The organism is Streptomyces sp. NPDC051582, assembly GCF_040681715.1.
Taxonomy (GTDB): Bacteria; Actinomycetota; Actinomycetes; order Streptomycetales; family Streptomycetaceae; genus Streptomyces.
On the sequence record NZ_JBFAZJ010000027.1, the window covers coordinates 47,561 to 64,311 of the forward strand.

The following is a 16,751-nucleotide window of genomic DNA, read 5'->3' on the forward strand; positions in this document are numbered from 1 at the left end:
GCCCGAACGGACGCGCCCCAGCGGGTCGTGCGCGAACTGCGCCCGGCCGGGAGGCGGTTGCGGTATCGGCCCCGCCTTGGCTGCCGGGCACGTACCGGGCGTGGCCGCCGCCTCCTCGCGTTGGGCTAGCCTCACGCCATGTCACCAGCAAGGAATCGCACCCGCAGCCACGACCACGCCGAGATACGCGCCGCGGTGCTCGCACAGCTCGACCACGTACGTCGGGCGGTGCTGACGCTGACCCCCGTGGAGCTGGAAGCCCCCACCCGTCTCGGCGACTGGACCGTCCGCGACCTTGCCGTCCACATCGCGCTGGCCGCCGCCGCGACGACCGGATCGGCCGCGCTCCCGGAGCCGCCCGAGCAGGAGTTCGCCCTGCTGGACTGGCCGGTGCGCACCGCCGAATTCGCCGAGGCGTTCGACAGGGCCACGCGCGAGGCCGTGGACGCCCTCGAAGCCTCCGTGGGTCCGGGCGGCACCACCGAGGCGCTCGGCGAGCTGTACCGCAGGACGGCCGCAGAACTCGCGGACGTCCTCGACGCCAACACCGGCGACCGGCTGCTCGCCACCCGCTGCGGCGGCATGAGGCTTGATGACCACCTCGTCACGCGCGCCGTGGAGCTGATCGTCCACACCGACGACCTGATGGTCGCGACGGGCCGTGACATCCCTCTCGAACGGCCGACGGTGGCCGCCTGCGCACGGCTCCTCGCGGACACCCTCGCGCTGAAGGCCCCGGGCGGCTCGGTCGAGGTGCGGATCCCGCCGTACGCGGTGGTGCAGTGCGTGGAGGACCCCCGGCACACCCGGGACACCCCGCCCCACGTGGTCGAAACCGACCCGGTCACCTGGATCCGGCTGGCGACGGGACGCACCGGCTGGGGCGAGGCCCTCGACGCGTCCCGAGTGAGCACGAGCGGGGAACGCGCCGACATCTCCGGACTGCTGCCCCTGCTCTCCTGAGTTGCCCTCCGGCTTCCGGACGGGCGAGCCAGAGCCGGGTGTGGGCGCGGACGATCGGTTGCCGGCGCTGGAGAGCGATACGGGCGCCCTGCCCGTACTGCTGCGCTCATGTTCCGTCGGGCGTGTCCGGGCCCCACGGCGCCGCTGGAGCTGGTGGCGACCGGGTGCCGGTGTGCGGAGGCACCGGCCCGCACGCGGCACCCGGGGGGAAGGGTGCCGGTGCGGCGCAAGCGCAGCCGGTCGGGGAGAACGGCCGCGGCCGCGGTGACTGCGCTCGGGAACGAGATGCGGGCCGCGCTCGCGGGGCCCAGGCCGGACCTCGACGGTAGCGTGGCGCGACAGCGATGCCGTCGATGCGCGGACGCGTTGCGCTCGGGTCAGAGCATCTCGAAGTCGGCGTAGTCGAATCCGGGGGCGACGACGCAAGTCACCAGGACGGCCTCGTCTCCTGCCGGGGCGGCCGTCTGCCAGACTCCGGCCGGTACCAGGAACTGTGGCTGCTGCCCGTTCTCCACATCGGGACCCAGCACCGCGGTGTCCGCCTCCGCGGGTGCGGTGGCGTTGCCCCCGAGCCGGAGGGTGAGGGCTCCGCCGCGGTGCCAAAGCCACATCTCGTCGGAGCGTACGCGGTGCCAGCGGGAGACTTCGCCGGGGTGCAGGAGGTAGTAGATGCCGGTCGCACACGATCGGCTTCCGTCGCGGCTGCCGCGGGCGGCTTGTGGGCCGGTCTGCCAGGTGCGCCGGAACCAGCCGCCCTCGGGGTGCGGTTCGAGTGCCAGCGATGCCACCAGGGGGGAGATAGCGTCCATCCGTTCATGCTGCCCTACCGTGACGGTCCGGGACGTTCGTCGACCGAGCCGATGCCGAAACCCTGCACCCGTCGGCACCGGTCCCGGAACGGAGGACCGGCCTTCGGCAGAGGGCGGGACGTGGTGGCCGGGACGCGTGACAGCGTGCCGGTCCGGGGACTCGCGGAGGTCGGCCCCGGGGCCCGCGCACGGTTGCGTGACCGCACGGAGCGGCTGGAGGACCGGTACGACGACCGGTGCGAGGGAGCCGGGGGCGGCGGGGCGCGTGGGGGCTCGGAGGCGGTAGTGAGTGGCTGGAAAGAGCTGGTGGGGCTGCGTCGAAAGGGCCAGATCGAGGCGTTCCGGCCACGCGGCCGGATGGGCGCGGGAAGGGTGGTTCACCGCATCACCGCCCTAGCGGAACCGGACCCCGGAGGCCCCATGGACCCCACCCCGTTCCACACCCAACCACCCTTATCCCGCGGGGAGTTCGCGATCGAGTTGACGCGTCTGCGGGAGAAGGCCGACCTGACCGTCCGCGCGGTCGCCTCCCGCGTCGGCGCACCGGGCGCGCACAGCACCATCGGCGGCTGGTTCGCCGGTCAGAACCTGCCGTCGTTGGGTTCCCTGCCCCTGTTCCGCCAGGTGCTGCACGTCTGCGGGGTGACCGACGCGGCCGAAATTGAGCGCTGGCTGGAACGGCTCGCCGAGCTGCGGCGGTCCGGGGTGCTGCGCGTCGCGGGAGGAGCGTCGCCCTACCGGGGGCTGGCGGGCTTCGAGGAACGCCACGCCGACTGGTTCTTCGGCCGGGACGACCTGCGGGCGGTCATCGTGGACCGGATCCTCGCCGAAGAGGGCGCCGACGTACCCCAACTGCTCGTCGGAGCCTCCGGTTCCGGGAAGTCCTCGCTCCTGCGGGCAGGCGTGCTGCCCGTCCTCCGCGGTGAGCACGGTTGCACACCGCTCCTGCTCACCCCCGGCCGCGACCCGATGCGCGCCCTGGCGTCCGCCCTGTCCGCGGAGGACGCGCTGGCCGTGGGTGACGCACTGGCCGCGGGTGACGCACCGGCCGTGGAGTGGGCGGACCTGGTGGGCGATCCCCTCGAACTCGCCGCACGCGTCGCGGCGGTGGCCCGGCGCGAAGGCGTACGCATCGTCGTGGCGGTCGACCAGCTGGAGGAGGTGTTCACCGCGTGCCCCGACCCCGCCGCACGGGAGGGGTTCCTGCGGTGCCTCGCGGCCCTCCCCGCCCCCGACGTGCGCGTCACGGGCTGCCTGCGCGCCGACTTCTACGGCCAGGCCCTCGACCAGCCTTCCCTTGCGGCAGCCCTGCAGAAGGGCCAGACCGTCGTGGGCGCGCTCAGCGACGACGAGATCCGCGCCGTGGTCGGCGGCCCAGCCGCCAAGGCCCGGCTCGTCCTGGACGAGGGGTTCATCGACGTACTTCTCGCCGACTTGCGGGACTCCGGCCCCGGGGCCCTGCCCCTCCTGTCGCACGCGCTGCTGTCGACCTGGGAACGCGGCCGCGGCACTGCCCTGACCATCGCCGATTACCGCGCGGGCGGCGGGATGTCCGCGGCCGTCTCCGAGACGGCGGAGGAGGTGTACGCGGGACTGTCGGAGGCCGAGTGCGCACGCGCGCGGCAGCTGTTCCTGCGGATGGTCGCGGTGGGCGACGGGGTGCCCGACGCGCGCAGGCTGCTGCCGCTGCCCCCGCCCATGGTGCACCCCGACCGGGCCGGAGACGTGTACGCGGTCCTGGAGCGCTTCGTCGACCGCCGCCTGGTCACGCTCGACGGCGACGGCGCCAGGATCACCCACGAGGCGCTGCTCACCGCTTGGCCGAGGCTGCGCGGCTGGATCGACGCCGACCGGGCCGGACAGATCGTCCGGCAGGACCTGACGCGTGACGCCGACCGGTGGCTCGCGGACGGCCGCGACCCCTCGCTGCTCTACCGGGGCACCCGCCTGGCAGTGACCTCCGGCTGGGTCCGGGACAGCGGCCGCGCCCCGGAACTCGACGCACGGGAGAGCGAGTTCCTCGACGCGAGCCGGCTGGCGGAGGACGGCCGGGTCCGGCGCGAGCGGCGCGGCGCCCGCCGGCTGCGCCGGCTCCTGGTCCTTCTCTCGCTGTTGGTCGTCCTTTCCGGCCTGCTCACCGGTGTCGCCGTGGTCCAGCGCCGTGACGCGCAGAGACAACAGGCCGTCGCGCTGTCCCGGCTGGTGGCGGCGCGCGCCGAACGGCTGCGGGGCAGCGACCTCGCCCTCTCCGCGCAACTCGCTCTGGTGGCGTACCGGACGGCACCCACGGCCGAGGCCCGGGAGGCGCTGATGGACGCCTCGGCGCTGCCCGCCGTGACCCGGATACTCGCGTTCCGCGGCGTCGTACAGGCGGTGGCCCTCAGCCCGGACGGACACACCCTGGCCGCGGGCGGACTGGACCACCAGGTAGCGCTGTGGGACCTGCGCGATCCGCAGCGGCCGCGCCCCCTGGGGGCGGCGCCGGTCACGTTCGCCGACACGGTGTACGCGCTCGCCTTCAGTCCGGACGGCCGGCGGCTTGCCGCCGGGTCCGGGGACGGGACCGTACGGGTGTGGGAGCCGTTGGCCCCCGACCCGGCGGCGGCCGGGGCCCGGTCGTTCAAGGGGCCTGATTCGGCCGTGTACGGGGTGGCCTTCGCGCCGGACGGCAAGACGCTGGCCGCGGCGGGCGCCGACGGCGGGGTGTACCTGTGGCCGGACCCGGAGGTGGCGGCCCCGTCGGCGGGCGCCGGAGTCGGCTCCGCGAGCGGCTCCGCGAGCAACGCGGCCAGCAGTCCCGAGAGCAGCTCCGCCACCGGGACGCGCCTCACCGGCTTCAGCGGGGCGGTGCACACGGTCGCGTTCCGCTCCGGCCCCGGCCCCGGCGCGGCCCTGCTGGCCGCAGGGGGCGCGGACGGCTCCGTACGCCTGTGGGACCTCGCCGATCCCGGGCACCCGCTCGCGTACGGTCAGCCGCTGACCGGAGCGGCCGGACCGGTGTTCGGGCTGGCCTTCACGGCCGACGGCGCACGGCTCGTGGCCGGGAGCCAGGACCGGTCCACGCGGGTGTGGGACGTACCCGCCCCCGGCTCCGCCCCCGCCCCCGGCTCCGCCCCTGCCCCGCCCGCCGTGATCGGCGGGGCACCGGCCGCCCCCGACGGTCCCGCCAGCTACGTCAACGCCGTAGCCTGCAGCCCTGACGGGCAGTGGCTGGCGACGGGCAGCGCGGACAACCAGGTGCGCCTGTACGACGCCCGGACGCGCGTCCTCGCCGGCGTGTTCCCGCACCCGGGCCCGGTCACCTCGATCTCCTTCCATCCCGGCGGCCGGCAGATGGTGACGGCCGCCGCCGACGGGACCGTGCGCCTGTGGCAGCTGCCTCCCCGCCCGCTCCGCGGCTTCCAGGGGACGGTCAACGCGATCGGCTACGCGCCGGACGGGAAGCTGCTCGCCGTCGCGGGGCGCGACGTACAGCTGTGGGACGTCTCCGACCCCTGGGCCCCGCGCCCGGTCGGGCAGCCCCTGACCAATCCCACGGGGTACTCCGCGACGGTCTCCTTCAGCCCCGACGGCCGCACCCTCGCCGTGGGCGGCCGGGAGGGCAAGCTGTGGCTGTGGGACCTCTCCCGCCCCGACCGGGCCGCGCCCTACGGAGAAACCCTGACCGGCGGCACCGGAACCATCCAGTCCGCCGCCTTCGACGGGACGGGCCGGATCCTGGCCGTGGGAAGCGAGGGGCGGACCGTACGCGTGTGGAACACGGTGGACCCGGGGCACCCGCAGCTCTCGGCGGAACTGTCCGAGCCGACGAACTACGTCTATTCGGTGGCGTTCAGTCCGGACGGACGGTGGCTCGCCGCCGGCACGGTCGACAAGCAGGTGCTGCTGTGGCGGCTCCCACAGGGTGGCGGCCGGCCGGTGCTGGAATCGACGCTGCGGGGACCGGGCAGCTACGTCATGTCCGTCGCGTTCAGCCCCGACAGCCGGATCCTGGCGGCCGGTACCGCCGACCGGGACGTGTGGCTGTGGGACGTGAGCGGGGGCCACCCGCGCACCGCCGGGCCGACGCTGACGGGGCCGAGCAGCTACGTGTACGCCCTTGCGTTCGCCCCCGAGGGCGGCACCCTCGCCGCCGCCAGTACGGACGGCACCGTGTGGCTCTGGGACACCGCCGATCCGAGGCGGACGCGGCCCCGCACCGTACTGAGCGGCCTCGGCGGGAAGGCCTACGCCGTCGCGTACAGCCCGGACGGGCGCTCCCTCGCGGCCGGCGGCGCCGGCCCGGTCGCCCTGATCTGGTCCCGCGACGAGGAGGAGATCGCCCGAAGGCTGTGCGAGCGCGCGGGTTCGGTCATCACCGCTCAGGAGTGGGCCCAGCTCGTCCCCGGACTGCCGTACGCGCCGCCGTGCCGGTGAACGGGCCGGCGGCCGGGCTGTACGGAGTTGTACGGACCGCCGTACGGGCCTGGTCGACCTGCGCTTGGTTCCTTCCCCCGGCCGCCGTCGGGATGGCTCTCTGGTGGAGCGCCGCCGGATCGGCCGGGGCGCCGCACACCACCGCGAGTCTCCCGAGGAGAACGACGATGCGCATGACCTCCACCACCCTGCGGTCCCGAGCCGGACTGGCCGCCGCCGCGGCCGCCGTCGCCCTGACCGGTCTGCTCGCCGGCGCCGGCGGCGCCGACGCGGCCGGCAGTTACATCTCGTCCAACAGCGGCGGGGCGAACGAACGCACCTGCGCCAACACCGGGTGCGGTTCGCTCGGTTACCTGTCCAACGGGACCGGCGTCACGATGCTGTGCTGGACCGACACCCAGTGGGTCTACCCGCCGAGCTCGAACTACGCCTCGAACCGCTGGTTCCGCGTCTCCAGCTACGTGGGGACCGGCTACGTCCACTCGTCGCTGGTGGCCGGCCAGACCGGTGTCGGCCACTGCTGACGGTCCCACCGGCTCGGCTCCCGGCTCCCGGTCCCCGGCTGAGGCCGGGGGCCGGGAGCCGGCGCGTGCCGCTACCGGTCCGTGGCGGAGGTCTCCGCGATCTGGAGTGCCCGGGCGGCGACGTTCTCGTTCAGCGGGGAGCCCGTGAGGGGCGGTGCGCGCTCGGAACCTTGCACCACGAGATGACACTCGCCCCAAACAAACCAACTTTGACATATCCGATTACATGACGATTAATCAGTCTGGGGTGGATCGATGGAGATCCCCTATGCCTTCGACATGCTGCGCTGTCATATTCGTGCCAGATTGCCTCGCTCATCTCGTCGCACCCATGAGGGGAAGGCAGGAACATGGGCAAAATCAGGTATCGAGCCGCTGCGTCGGCCGTCGTGCTGGCCGCATTGGGGTCGCTCGCGACCGCGGGAGGCACGGCTCACGCGGAGGCGGGTCAGGACACCATCAGCATGCTGAAGCAGGAGAAGACCCAGTGGTGCTGGGTCGCCTCCGGGCTGACCATCGCCAAGTTCCAGGGCTTAGGCTCCACGCAGACGGATTTCTGCAACAGGGCCCAGCCCTACTACGGCTGCAACAACCAGCCCGCCACGCTCGACGACATGGCCAGGGGCTGGAGCAGCCTCGGCATGTCCCATACCGGCTCTGGCCTGAGCACCGCGGCCACGTTCAACCAGGTGTACACCGACGTCAAGGCGGCTCGGCCGATCGGTGCCCGCATCGGGTGGACCTCCGGAGGCGGCCACATGAACGTGGTCTACGGCTTCGACACGGCGAACAGCACGATCGCGGTGGCCGACCCGTGGCCGGACACCACCACGTACACGTGGTGGAACTACAACGACTACGTGAGCAACAGCTCGTCCAAGTGGACCCACTCCCGCATCGGCATCTCCCGCTAAGGCAGGCGACATGCGCGACACCGAAATGTCCGGCAAGCGGACGGGCTCTCGCTTCTCCCGCCTGTCCACCGTCATCGCACTGAGTGCATCCGCTCTGCTGTCCGTCGTCGGTCCGGCCCATGCGGCCCCGGCCAAGGACCCCCTCCCCGCCGACATCCCCGACTACCAGGCTGCCCTCGACGCGGTGAAGTCCACCCACGTCCGCAATGCCGTCTGCCGATTCCTGCGCACTCCGGTGCCCACCGGCAGCGCCGGCGAGCCGGTGCAGACGATCCCCGACATGGCCGAGCCCTGCCAGGACCTCCCGGTCTTCACGATCAAGGACCCGCTGGCGCGGAACGAGATCACCCCAGGGTTCGTCGCGGGCACCGCCAAGCCACTGCCCACCGAGGCCGTCAAGCTGACGCAGCTGGTCTCCTCGCTCAGCGCCACCGTCAACGGCCGCACCGCAACCGTCATGCTCGCCCCCACCGAAGGCGGCGGCTGGCACCTGGCAGGCATCCGCGACGGCGACAGCGACGCCGTGTACGCAAGCAAGGCCACCCTGGGCACGCTGGTCTTCACCGAGCCGCAGATCCGCGGCTGGTACCAGCTCAAGCTCACCACCGTCGAGCCCCTCAACGACCAGGCCAGGCAAGGACTCGGCGGCCAGGCCTCCGTCTCGCTCGGCGACTACCAGAAACTGGTCAAGGCCCGCTACGCAGACAAGCTGCCCGGCTCGGAGTACGCCACCAACGGCTACTCCAGCGGCTACGGCCCAGTGAACAAGGCGGAGGACGCCTCGCCCTCCACACTGCTCCTTGCCGGCGGTTCCAGTGCGGCACTCGCCCTCGTGGGCGGAGCCGCCGTCCTCCGACGGCGCCGGCGCGCAAGCACCTGCTGAACCGGACTCGTACGCCCCGCTCCGTCCCGGCAGCCGGCCGGGCCGGAGCCGAACCGGCACCGCCCGCTACGCCTCGCCGGGAGCGCGCAGCTCTCCCGTCCGGGCCACGCGGGAGTACCAGTGCGCACTCGATTTGGGTGTGCGCTCCAGGGTGTCGTAGTCGACGTGGATGGCACCGAACCGCTTGGCATAGCCGTAGGACCACTCGAAGTTGTCGAGGAGCGACCAGAGGAAGTAGCCGCGCACGTCCGCCCCGTCCGTGATCGCCCGGTGCACCGCATCGAGGTGGGCGTGGACGTATGCGGCGCGCTCCGGGTCGTGGACCGTGCCGTCGGGGCCGATCTCGTCCTCGTACGCCGCTCCGTTCTCGCTGACCACGAGCGGAAGCCCGGGGTACCGGGCGGCGGTCCGGGTCAGCAGGTCGTACAGGGCGTCGGCGTCTACCGGCCAGTTCATCGACGTACGTTCACCCGGCGCGCGGTAGAAGGCCACGCCCTCCGCTCCGGGCCACGGCGAGTGCTCGCTGATGCCGTGCCCGTCGTCCTGCGGCACCGCGTCGCCCTCCGCCGCGTGCGCGACGACCGTCGGGGTGTAGTAGTTGACGGCCAGCAGGTCCAAGGGCTGGTGCGCCGTGGCGGCATCCCCGTCCCGGACGAAGGACCAGTCGGTCAGGTGCGCGGTGTCCGCGAACAGGTCCTCGGGGTAGGCGCCCTCCAGCATCGGTCCGAGCCAGATCCGGTTGCCGACGGCGTCGATGCGCCGGGCCGCCTCCCGATCGTCTGCCGAGGACGTCAACGGGCGTACCTCGTGGAGGTTGAGGGAGACCGTGACCTGACGGTCCGCGGGCAGCGCCGCCCGCAGGGCCTGGACGGCGAGGCCGTGACCGAGGTTGAGGTGATGGGCGGCTCGCAGGGCGGCGACCGGGTTCGTACGGCCGGGGGCGTGGACGCCGGAGGCGTAGCCGAGGAACGCGCTGCACCAGGGCTCGTTGAGGGTGATCCAGTGCTTCACCCGGTCTCCGAGGGCGTCGGCCACCAGGCCCGCGTACTCGGCGAACCGCCCTGCGGTCGCGCGCTCGGGCCAGCCGCCCGCGTCCTCCAGGTCCTGGGGGAGGTCCCAGTGGTAGAGGGTGAGGGCGGGTGAGACGCCGGCGGCGAGCAGTTCGTCGACGAGCCGGCGGTAGAAGTCCAGGCCCTGCTGTACGGCGGGGCCGCGGCCGGTGGGCTGAACGCGGGACCAGGAAACGGAGAACCGGTAGGCGCCCAGGCCGAGTTCCGACATGAGCCGGACGTCCTCGGGGAACCGGTGGTAGTGGTCCACGGCCACGTCACCGGTATGGCCCGCGAAGACCTTGCCGGGGGTGTGGGAGAAGGTGTCCCAGATGGACGGGGTCCGGCCGCCCTCCCGGGCGGCGCCCTCGATCTGGTAGGCGGCGGTGGCCGTGCCCCACAGGAAGTCGGGCGGGAACGTGCGGGTGGCCGTGAGCGGCCGGTTCTCGGACGCGGACATAGGAGAGCGCTCCCAACGCAGTTTCGGATGAGGGTGAGGCCGTGAGGCCGTGAGGCCGTGCCGGATGACGCGGTGGCGGACGGCAGGGTGTGCGAACAGACCGGGGGTCGGCCGTGGGCCGTCCTCGACGGGTGCCGTCGGCGTCAGTTCTTGACGGCGCCGGCGGTGATGCCGCCCACGATGTGCTTGCCGAGGACGGCGAAGACCAGCAGCAGCGGCAGGGTGGATATGAGTGCCCCGGTCAGCACGACGGCCTGATCGACCGTGTGGTTACCCGCGCCGAGGCCGGCCAGGGCGACCTGGAGGGTGGGGTTCCCGTCGGGGGTCAGTGCGATGAACGGCCAGAAGAAGTCGTTCCACGCCTGCACGAAGACGAGCATCCCGAGGACCGCCATCGCGGGTCGTGCCACCGGGAAGACCACGTGCCAGATGATGCGCATGCTGTGCGCGCCGTCCATCCGCGCAGCCTCCACCAGCTCCACGGGCAGGGCCTCGATGAGGTACTGGCGCATGAAGAACACGCCGAATGCGGCGACCAGCGAAGGCAGTACGACCGACTGGAGCTGATCGACCCAGCCGAGGTCGGTGATGATCTGGTAGAGCGGGATCACACTGAGCTGCGGCGGGATCGTCATGGTGGCCACCACGAGCGCCAGCAGCGCGCCCTTGCCCCTGAAGGCCAGTTTGGCGAACGCGAAGCCGGCCAGGGTGGAGAACAGGACGGTGGACAGGGCCACGAGCCCCGCCACGATCGTCGTGTTGACCAGCGCGTTGCCCATGTCGACCTGGTTCCAGGCGAAGGAGAGGTTGTCGAACAGCCGGGGGCCCGGCAGGAGCGGGGCCGGAGCCTTGACGACGCGCTCGCCCGAATGGGAGGCGGCGACCAGGTTCCAGTACAGGGGGAAGAGGGAGGCCAGGGCGGCGAGGCCGAGAAGGACGTAGGTCAGCGGGCCGGCGTGGTGCTGGCGGCCGGCCGATGGGCGGAGGCGCCTGGGGCGCGGCGCCCGGGCAGCGGTCGTGTCGAGCGTGCGGCTCATGGGTTCAGCTCCCCGCCTTCGTGCGCATGCGGCCGGCGCGGCCGCGGCCACCGCCACCGCCACGGCCACCGCCACCGCCACGGCTGTGGTTCGAGCGGGAGACCAGAGCCTGGAAGCCGCCGATGAGCAGGAGGAGCAGGAGCATGACCCAGGCGATGGCGGACGCCTGCCCCAGCGCGCCGGTCACCCAGCCCTTCTCGTACATGAGCAGGCTCAGCGTCTGGAACTGGTTGCCGCTGCCCCCGCTGATGCCGACGCTGCCGCCGAAGAGCATCGGCTCGCCGAAGAGCTGGGTGGCCCCGATGGTCGAGACGATGACGGTGAACAGGATCGTCGGCCGGATCGAGGGAACGGTCACGCTGAGGAACTGGCGCCAGCGCGAAGCCCCGTCCAGTGCCGCGGCCTCGTACAGGTCCTGCGGTACGGCCTGCATCGCGGCCAGGTAGATGAGTGCGTTGTAGCCGGTCCAGCGCCACGTCACGATCACCGAAATCGCGATCTGAGCGGGCCACTTGGAGGATTCCCAGGCGACCGGCTCGAAGCCGACCCGGCCCAGCACGGTGTTGATCAGACCGTAGTCGGTGTTGAACAGCTGCGCGAAGACGAGCGTCGCCGCCGCGATCGAGGTGGCGTACGGGGCGAGCACCGCCACGCGGAAGAAGCCGCGGCCACGGAGTTGGTAGTTGAGCAGGTGGGCCAGGCCGAGGGCCATCAGCAGCTGGGGCACGGTGGAGATGACGCCGATGGTGAAGGTGTTGGCGAGGGCGTTCCAGAAGAACTCGCTGCCTGCCAGGGAGGTGTAGTTCTCCAGTCCCTTCCACCGCGCGCTGCCGCCGAGTTCCACCCGGTGGAGCGAGAGCCAGCCCGTGTAGATCAGGGGGAAGAGCCCGAAGGCCGCGAAGGTGAGGAAGAAGGGGGCGAGGAAGACGTAGGGGACCGCCTTCAGGTCCAGGCGGTAGAGCGTGCTGCGCAGTCCGCTCCGGCCGGAGGGCCGGGGCTCGCGGGAGCCGGCGCCGGGGGGCGATGGCTGTACGGCGGGTGGCGGGGAGCCGCCACTGGTCGCCCGTACGGAGGTGGCCACGGGGGCGTCCTTCCAGGTCGATGCGTGCGGTGGAGCGGTGGAGCGGCGGAGCAGTGGAGCGGTGCTGCGGCGGTGCGGCGCTGCGGCGCTGCGGAGGGCGGAACCCGCCGCCACCCGCGGGGAGGCGGCGGCAGGCGTGCAGGGCTGGCCCGCCGGATGCCCCGCTACTTGTCGATCTTGTCGGCGACCAGCTTCCTGACGTTCTCCCAGGCCTTGGCCGGGTCGGTGCCGCGCTGCTCGATGTCGAGGATGCCGTTGTCGGTGAGGAAGGTCTTCACCTGTCCGTCCCAGCGGCTGATCGGGGCGGGCGTGATGCCGGCCGCAGCTTCCGAGTAGATCTTGCCGACCGGGGTGTCACCGAAGTACGGCAGCTTCGCGCCCTGCACCGCCGGAGAGCTCAGGGTGTCCTTGGAGGAGGGGATGTTGCCGTTCACGCCGAAGACCTTGGCGTGCTGGGCCGGAGCGGTGAGCCAGGCGGCGAGTTCGGCCGCCTCCTTGGCGTGCTTGCCCGACTTCGGGACGGCGAGGAAGGAGCCGCCCCAGTTCCCGGCCACGGGCGGTGCGGCGATGTCCCACTTGCCCTGGTTCTCCGGGCCCGCCTGCTCCTTGATGATCCCCGTCATCCAGCTCGGGCAGGCCACGGTGGCGAACTTCGCGTTCTTGAAGGCTGCGTTCCAGGTGCCCTTCTCGTCGAACTGGCGAAGCTTCGCGGTCAGTTCACTCGTGGCCGCCGAGACGGCGGTCTCCCAGGCCTTCTTCACGCCCGGACTGTTCTCGTAGTCCAGCTCGCCCTTGGCGTTGGCGTACTGCACCGGCTCGCTGGAGATCACGGCGTTGAACAGGCCGCTCGCGGAGTCGTGGAAGGAGGTCCCCTCCGGGGCGTTCTTCTTGTACGCCTCCCCGGTCTGGATGAACTTCGCCCAGTCGCCCGCCCAGAGCTTGGCGACCTCGGCGCGATCGGTCGGCAGTCCGGCCTTGGCGAAGAGGTCCTTGTTGTAGCAGATGGCCATCGGGCCGATGTCCGTGCCGAGGCCGATCACCTTGCCGTCGCCCGTCGTGGCCTGTTTGACCTTCCAGTCGAGGAACGCGCCGAGGTCCGCGCCGCCCGTCTTGCCGAGGTCGGCCCACTTGTCGGCCATGGCGGGCCCGGTCGCCTCCGCGATGTAGCCGACCTCCAGGGCCTGGATGTCCGCGAGGCCGCTGTCGCGGGAGAGGCGCAGCTTGAGCGTGTCCCAGTACTTCTGGCCGTCCGCGACGTTCGACTCTTCGATCTTGATGTTCGGGTGGGCCTTCGTGTATTCGGCGTAGAGCTTGGCCCCGGTCGCGTCGTCGTAGCCGAAGGAGCCGAAGGTGCCGATCCGCAGGGTGATCTGCCCGCCGTCGGCTGCGCCGTCACCCTTGCCCTCGTCGACGCCGGCAACGCAGCCGGTGAGCAGGGCCGTACCGATCGCCGCGACGGCGACGGCAGTGACCGCGTTGATCGCGGTGCGGCGCCCGCGTCCGTGACTGCTGCTGGAAGTACGCATTCCACTCTCCTCGTCCAGGGTGCTGCTCGTTGTGCGCCGTGGGGTCCGGCGGGCTGTTTGCGGCTCGCTCAGGAGCCCGTCCGAACCTGATGTGAAAGCCGTTGTTGTCGCATCCCCGCGTGGGAGCGCTCCCACTTCGTTGCCGGAAGGTTGTTGCCTGGCGGGTGTGAGTGTCAAGACGTGAACGCGAATTCATTACGCGGAAGCCTCGACGTCGGGCGGCTTTCTGCTTGGGGTGCACCGCCCCATGTCAGAATGTGGACGTAACCGTGGCGGCCAGAGAGGGGTCTGGAGTAGTGTGGGAGCGCTCCCACTTCCGGGCGGCGTAACGTGTCCTCGGCTACGAGGCGGGTGCATCGTTCTGCTTTGCTGATCGGCAGGCCGGCCCCGCGCCGGTGCGGGGTGCGACGGCAGACGAGGGGAGTCCAAGAGCGTGAGCGGACGGCAGAGCGGCGGCAGGCCCACTCTGGACGAGGTCGCGGCCCTGGCCGGTGTCGGCCGGGGCACGGTCTCCCGGGTCATCAACGGTGCGCCGCGGGTGAGCGAGCGAGCCAAGGACGCCGTGGCCCGGGCTGTCGCAGAGCTGGGGTACGTGCCCAATCAGGCGGCCAGGGCACTGGCCGGCAGTCGGACCGACGCGGTGGCCCTGGTCATTCCGGAGACCGAGGCCCGGCTGTTCTCGGAGCCGTACTTCCTCGATCTGATCCGCGGGGTCAGCGCCGAGCTGGCCGAGGCGGACAGGCAGTTGCTGCTCACACTCGTCCGGACCGAGGCCGAGCGGCAACGGTTCGAGCACTACCTGGCGGCCCGGCGGGTCGACGGCGTACTGCTGGCATCGGTCCACGGGGACGACCCGCTGCCCGACCGGATCGCGCGGCTGGGCCTGCCGGTGGTCATGAACGGGCGGCGTTCGGAGGCCGAGCCGGTGGCCTACGTGGACTCCGACAACATCGGTGCGGGCCGGGCGGCCGTCGCCCACCTCGCGGGGCGCGGCCGGTCCAGGATCGCGACCATCAGCGGGCCTCTGGACATGTACGTGGCCCGCGCCCGCCTGGGCGGCTACCGCGCGGGTCTCGCCGAGGCCGGAATCCAGCCCGACGAGTCGCTCGTGGCGACCGCGGACTTCACCGAGGCGGGCGGCCGGCTGGCGATGCGCGAGCTCCTGGAGCGCGCCCCCGGCCTGGACGCCGTCTTCGTCGCCTCCGACGTGATGGCGGCCGGCGCGCGCGGGGTGCTGCGCGAGGCCGGCCGGCGGGTCCCCGAGGACGTCGCCCTCGTGGGGGTCGACGACTCCACGGTGGCCCGATTGATGGACCCGCCCCTGACCAGCGTGCGCCAGCCCATCGAGGAGATGGGCCGCACGATGACCCGGCTCCTGCTCCAGAAGATCGCGGAGGAGTCCGGAGCCGACGCAGCCCCGGGGCAGGGCACGGGCGAGGAGCCGCGCCGGCTGCTCCCGACGGAGCTGGTCGTACGGGATTCCTCCTGAGCCGCTTCGGCGGCTCGCCGACCGTCCGCCACCGAGTGCGCCGAGGCCCGGAGCCTTGCGGAAGGGACGGTTTGCGCGCGCCGGCCCGCCTCTGGGAACTGCGCCATCACGAGCGGCGGCTGAACCAGGCCTTGGCGCGCAGTTCCGCGTGGTCGCTGCCGTGCGGCCCGTCGTGCCGCTCGCTCGGCGGCCGCCGCCCGTGGCTCGCGCACCAGCTCTGCGATCCGGTCGGAAGGGACCGTACTCCGTGCCGTACATGACTGGGCGTGCGCCCAGTTGGCGCGATCATGGAGTCTGTCGATCGAACGGGAACCTCGATCGCGCGATTGCGGGCCTTGCCCGCCTTGAGGGCAGGACCTGGCGGTATGCGGGGAAAATCCCGGGGGAGTGGATGGCCGCGCGCTGCTACGGTCGGGTGCCATGAGCTGGCTTCCCGATGACTTCGTCCACCCCGTCCTGGTACCGCTGCCGGGCGGTGGCCATCACCTGCGGCCGATCCGGGAGGTGGACACCCCGCTCGACTATCCGGCTGTGATGGGTTCGCGCGAGCGGCTGTGGACCATCTTCGGCCCGGCCTGGGGCTGGCCGGCGGCCACCATGACCTACGAGGCGGACCAGGCCGACCTGTTGCGGCACGAGAAGGAGATCGCCGCGCACCAGTCCTTCAACTACGCGCTGTTCGACGCGGCGGAGACGGCTCTGCTCGGCTGTGTCTACATCGACCCGCCGGAGAGGGCCGGCGCGGACGGCGAGATCTGCTGGTGGGTGGTGGACGAGCTGGTGGGCAGCAAGGTCGAGCAGGCCCTCGACGAGCTGGTGCCGCAGTGGATCGCCGCCGACTGGCCGTTCGAGCAGCCGCGCTTCCTCGGCCGTGAGACCTCTTGGGCGGACTGGCTCGCCCTGCCGCAGCATTCCGACACGCGATGATCCGGTGGCCGATGGTCACGCGGATGAGCCGGCGTCAGGCGCGGCCTCGGGCCATCGACCGGCACTGAACGCCCCCGACGCCGCCAGGAGGAGCCGATGGGTCCCCTTCGATGGGGTGCCGTAGCGTCAAAGACATGATCTCGCAGCCGACCTGCCAGTCCGCAGGCCCCTACGACGCAGCCTACTTGCCGCGGCTGCGGATGTCCCTGCGGGCTGCGCGCGAGCCGGTTGTGGAACCGGTGTCGAAGTTCGGTGGGCAGCCGGTCTGGCTGGACGACCCGGCCTGGCCGGTGCATCCGCGTTCGGGCGATCATCTCGTGTTCATCGGCCAGTTCCGGGTGCCGGGCGACGAGGTGCGCCTGGCATACCTGTTCCTGCACGAGCAGGGCATGGTCATGGGCGGCGACACTCCGCAGGACGGCGAAGCCGTCGTTCTGGTCCAGCCGGGCGGGCGGATCCCGTCCTTCGCGTCGGTCGGGGCCCCCACCACTCGGGGTCGAACACTATGGCGGTGGGGCCCGAACTATACGGAGGCTCCCGTTGAATGGCTCACGGACCTGGCTCCGATGCCACCGGAACTCGATGAGGCGGCGAACCAGGCCGCGGCCTGCTCCCGGTACCTGCGGGGCGTGGGGCCAGCCGTGGAATTCCCGAGCCCTCCTGGCTGTTCCTC

The 16,751-nt window shown here is 72.0% G+C and carries 12 protein-coding genes; 7 read left to right on the top strand and 5 right to left on the bottom strand.

Annotated elements, in window-relative coordinates:
• Positions 1-138 precede the first annotated feature (138 nt).
• On the top strand, positions 139-963 hold the full coding sequence (locus AB0M92_RS29410) for a sterol carrier family protein (RefSeq protein ID WP_366105336.1): 825 nt from the start codon (positions 139-141) through the stop codon (positions 961-963).
• A 377-nt stretch (positions 964-1,340) separates the two neighbouring features.
• On the opposite strand, the gene AB0M92_RS29415 is transcribed toward AB0M92_RS29410, so the two are convergent.
• Positions 1,341-1,772: a cupin domain-containing protein gene (locus AB0M92_RS29415; RefSeq protein ID WP_366105337.1), complete on the bottom strand. Its 432-nt coding sequence runs from the start codon at positions 1,770-1,772 to the stop codon at positions 1,341-1,343.
• 420 nt (positions 1,773-2,192) lie between these two features.
• On the opposite strand from AB0M92_RS29415, the gene AB0M92_RS29420 reads away from it, so the two are divergent.
• The 4 genes from AB0M92_RS29420 to AB0M92_RS29435 all read left to right on the top strand — a co-directional run bounded on the left by AB0M92_RS29420 (position 2,193) and on the right by AB0M92_RS29435 (position 8,509).
• Positions 2,193-6,188 (top strand): WD40 repeat domain-containing protein, encoded by a 3,996-nt coding sequence (locus AB0M92_RS29420; protein ID WP_366105338.1) that lies wholly within the window; start codon positions 2,193-2,195, stop codon positions 6,186-6,188.
• A 167-nt stretch (positions 6,189-6,355) separates the two neighbouring features.
• On the top strand, positions 6,356-6,712 hold the full coding sequence (locus tag AB0M92_RS29425) for a hypothetical protein (RefSeq protein WP_366105339.1): 357 nt from the start codon (positions 6,356-6,358) through the stop codon (positions 6,710-6,712).
• 464 nt (positions 6,713-7,176) lie between these two features.
• Positions 7,177-7,626, top strand: a complete 450-nt coding sequence (locus AB0M92_RS29430) for a papain-like cysteine protease family protein (protein WP_366105340.1) — start codon at positions 7,177-7,179, stop codon at positions 7,624-7,626.
• Positions 7,627-7,636: 10 nt separating this feature from the next.
• Positions 7,637-8,509, top strand: a complete 873-nt coding sequence (locus AB0M92_RS29435; protein ID WP_366105341.1) for a hypothetical protein — start codon at positions 7,637-7,639, stop codon at positions 8,507-8,509.
• A gap of 66 nt (positions 8,510-8,575) precedes the next feature.
• Here the strand turns inward: AB0M92_RS29435 and AB0M92_RS29440 are convergent, their stop codons facing one another.
• From AB0M92_RS29440 to AB0M92_RS29455, 4 genes are all read right to left on the bottom strand, one after another.
• Complete coding sequence (locus AB0M92_RS29440) at positions 8,576-10,018, bottom strand: GH1 family beta-glucosidase (RefSeq protein WP_366105342.1); 1,443 nt, start codon at positions 10,016-10,018, stop codon at positions 8,576-8,578.
• Between the two features lie 143 nt (positions 10,019-10,161).
• Positions 10,162-11,055, bottom strand: coding sequence for a carbohydrate ABC transporter permease (locus tag AB0M92_RS29445; RefSeq protein ID WP_366105343.1), 894 nt, complete (start codon positions 11,053-11,055; stop codon positions 10,162-10,164).
• 4 nt (positions 11,056-11,059) lie between these two features.
• Positions 11,060-12,136, bottom strand: coding sequence for a sugar ABC transporter permease (locus tag AB0M92_RS29450; protein ID WP_366105344.1), 1,077 nt, complete (start codon positions 12,134-12,136; stop codon positions 11,060-11,062).
• Between the two features lie 164 nt (positions 12,137-12,300).
• Positions 12,301-13,662 (bottom strand): ABC transporter substrate-binding protein, encoded by a 1,362-nt coding sequence (locus tag AB0M92_RS29455; RefSeq protein ID WP_366105345.1) that lies wholly within the window; start codon positions 13,660-13,662, stop codon positions 12,301-12,303.
• 433 nt (positions 13,663-14,095) lie between these two features.
• On the opposite strand from AB0M92_RS29455, the gene AB0M92_RS29460 reads away from it, so the two are divergent.
• Positions 14,096-15,151 (top strand): LacI family DNA-binding transcriptional regulator, encoded by a 1,056-nt coding sequence (locus AB0M92_RS29460; RefSeq protein ID WP_366105346.1) that lies wholly within the window; start codon positions 14,096-14,098, stop codon positions 15,149-15,151.
• 420 nt (positions 15,152-15,571) lie between these two features.
• Positions 15,572-16,078 carry an N-acetyltransferase gene (locus tag AB0M92_RS29465; protein WP_366105347.1) on the top strand — a complete coding sequence of 169 codons (507 nt, stop codon included), beginning with the start codon at positions 15,572-15,574 and terminating at the stop codon, positions 16,076-16,078.
• Positions 16,079-16,751: the final 673 nt, after the last annotated feature.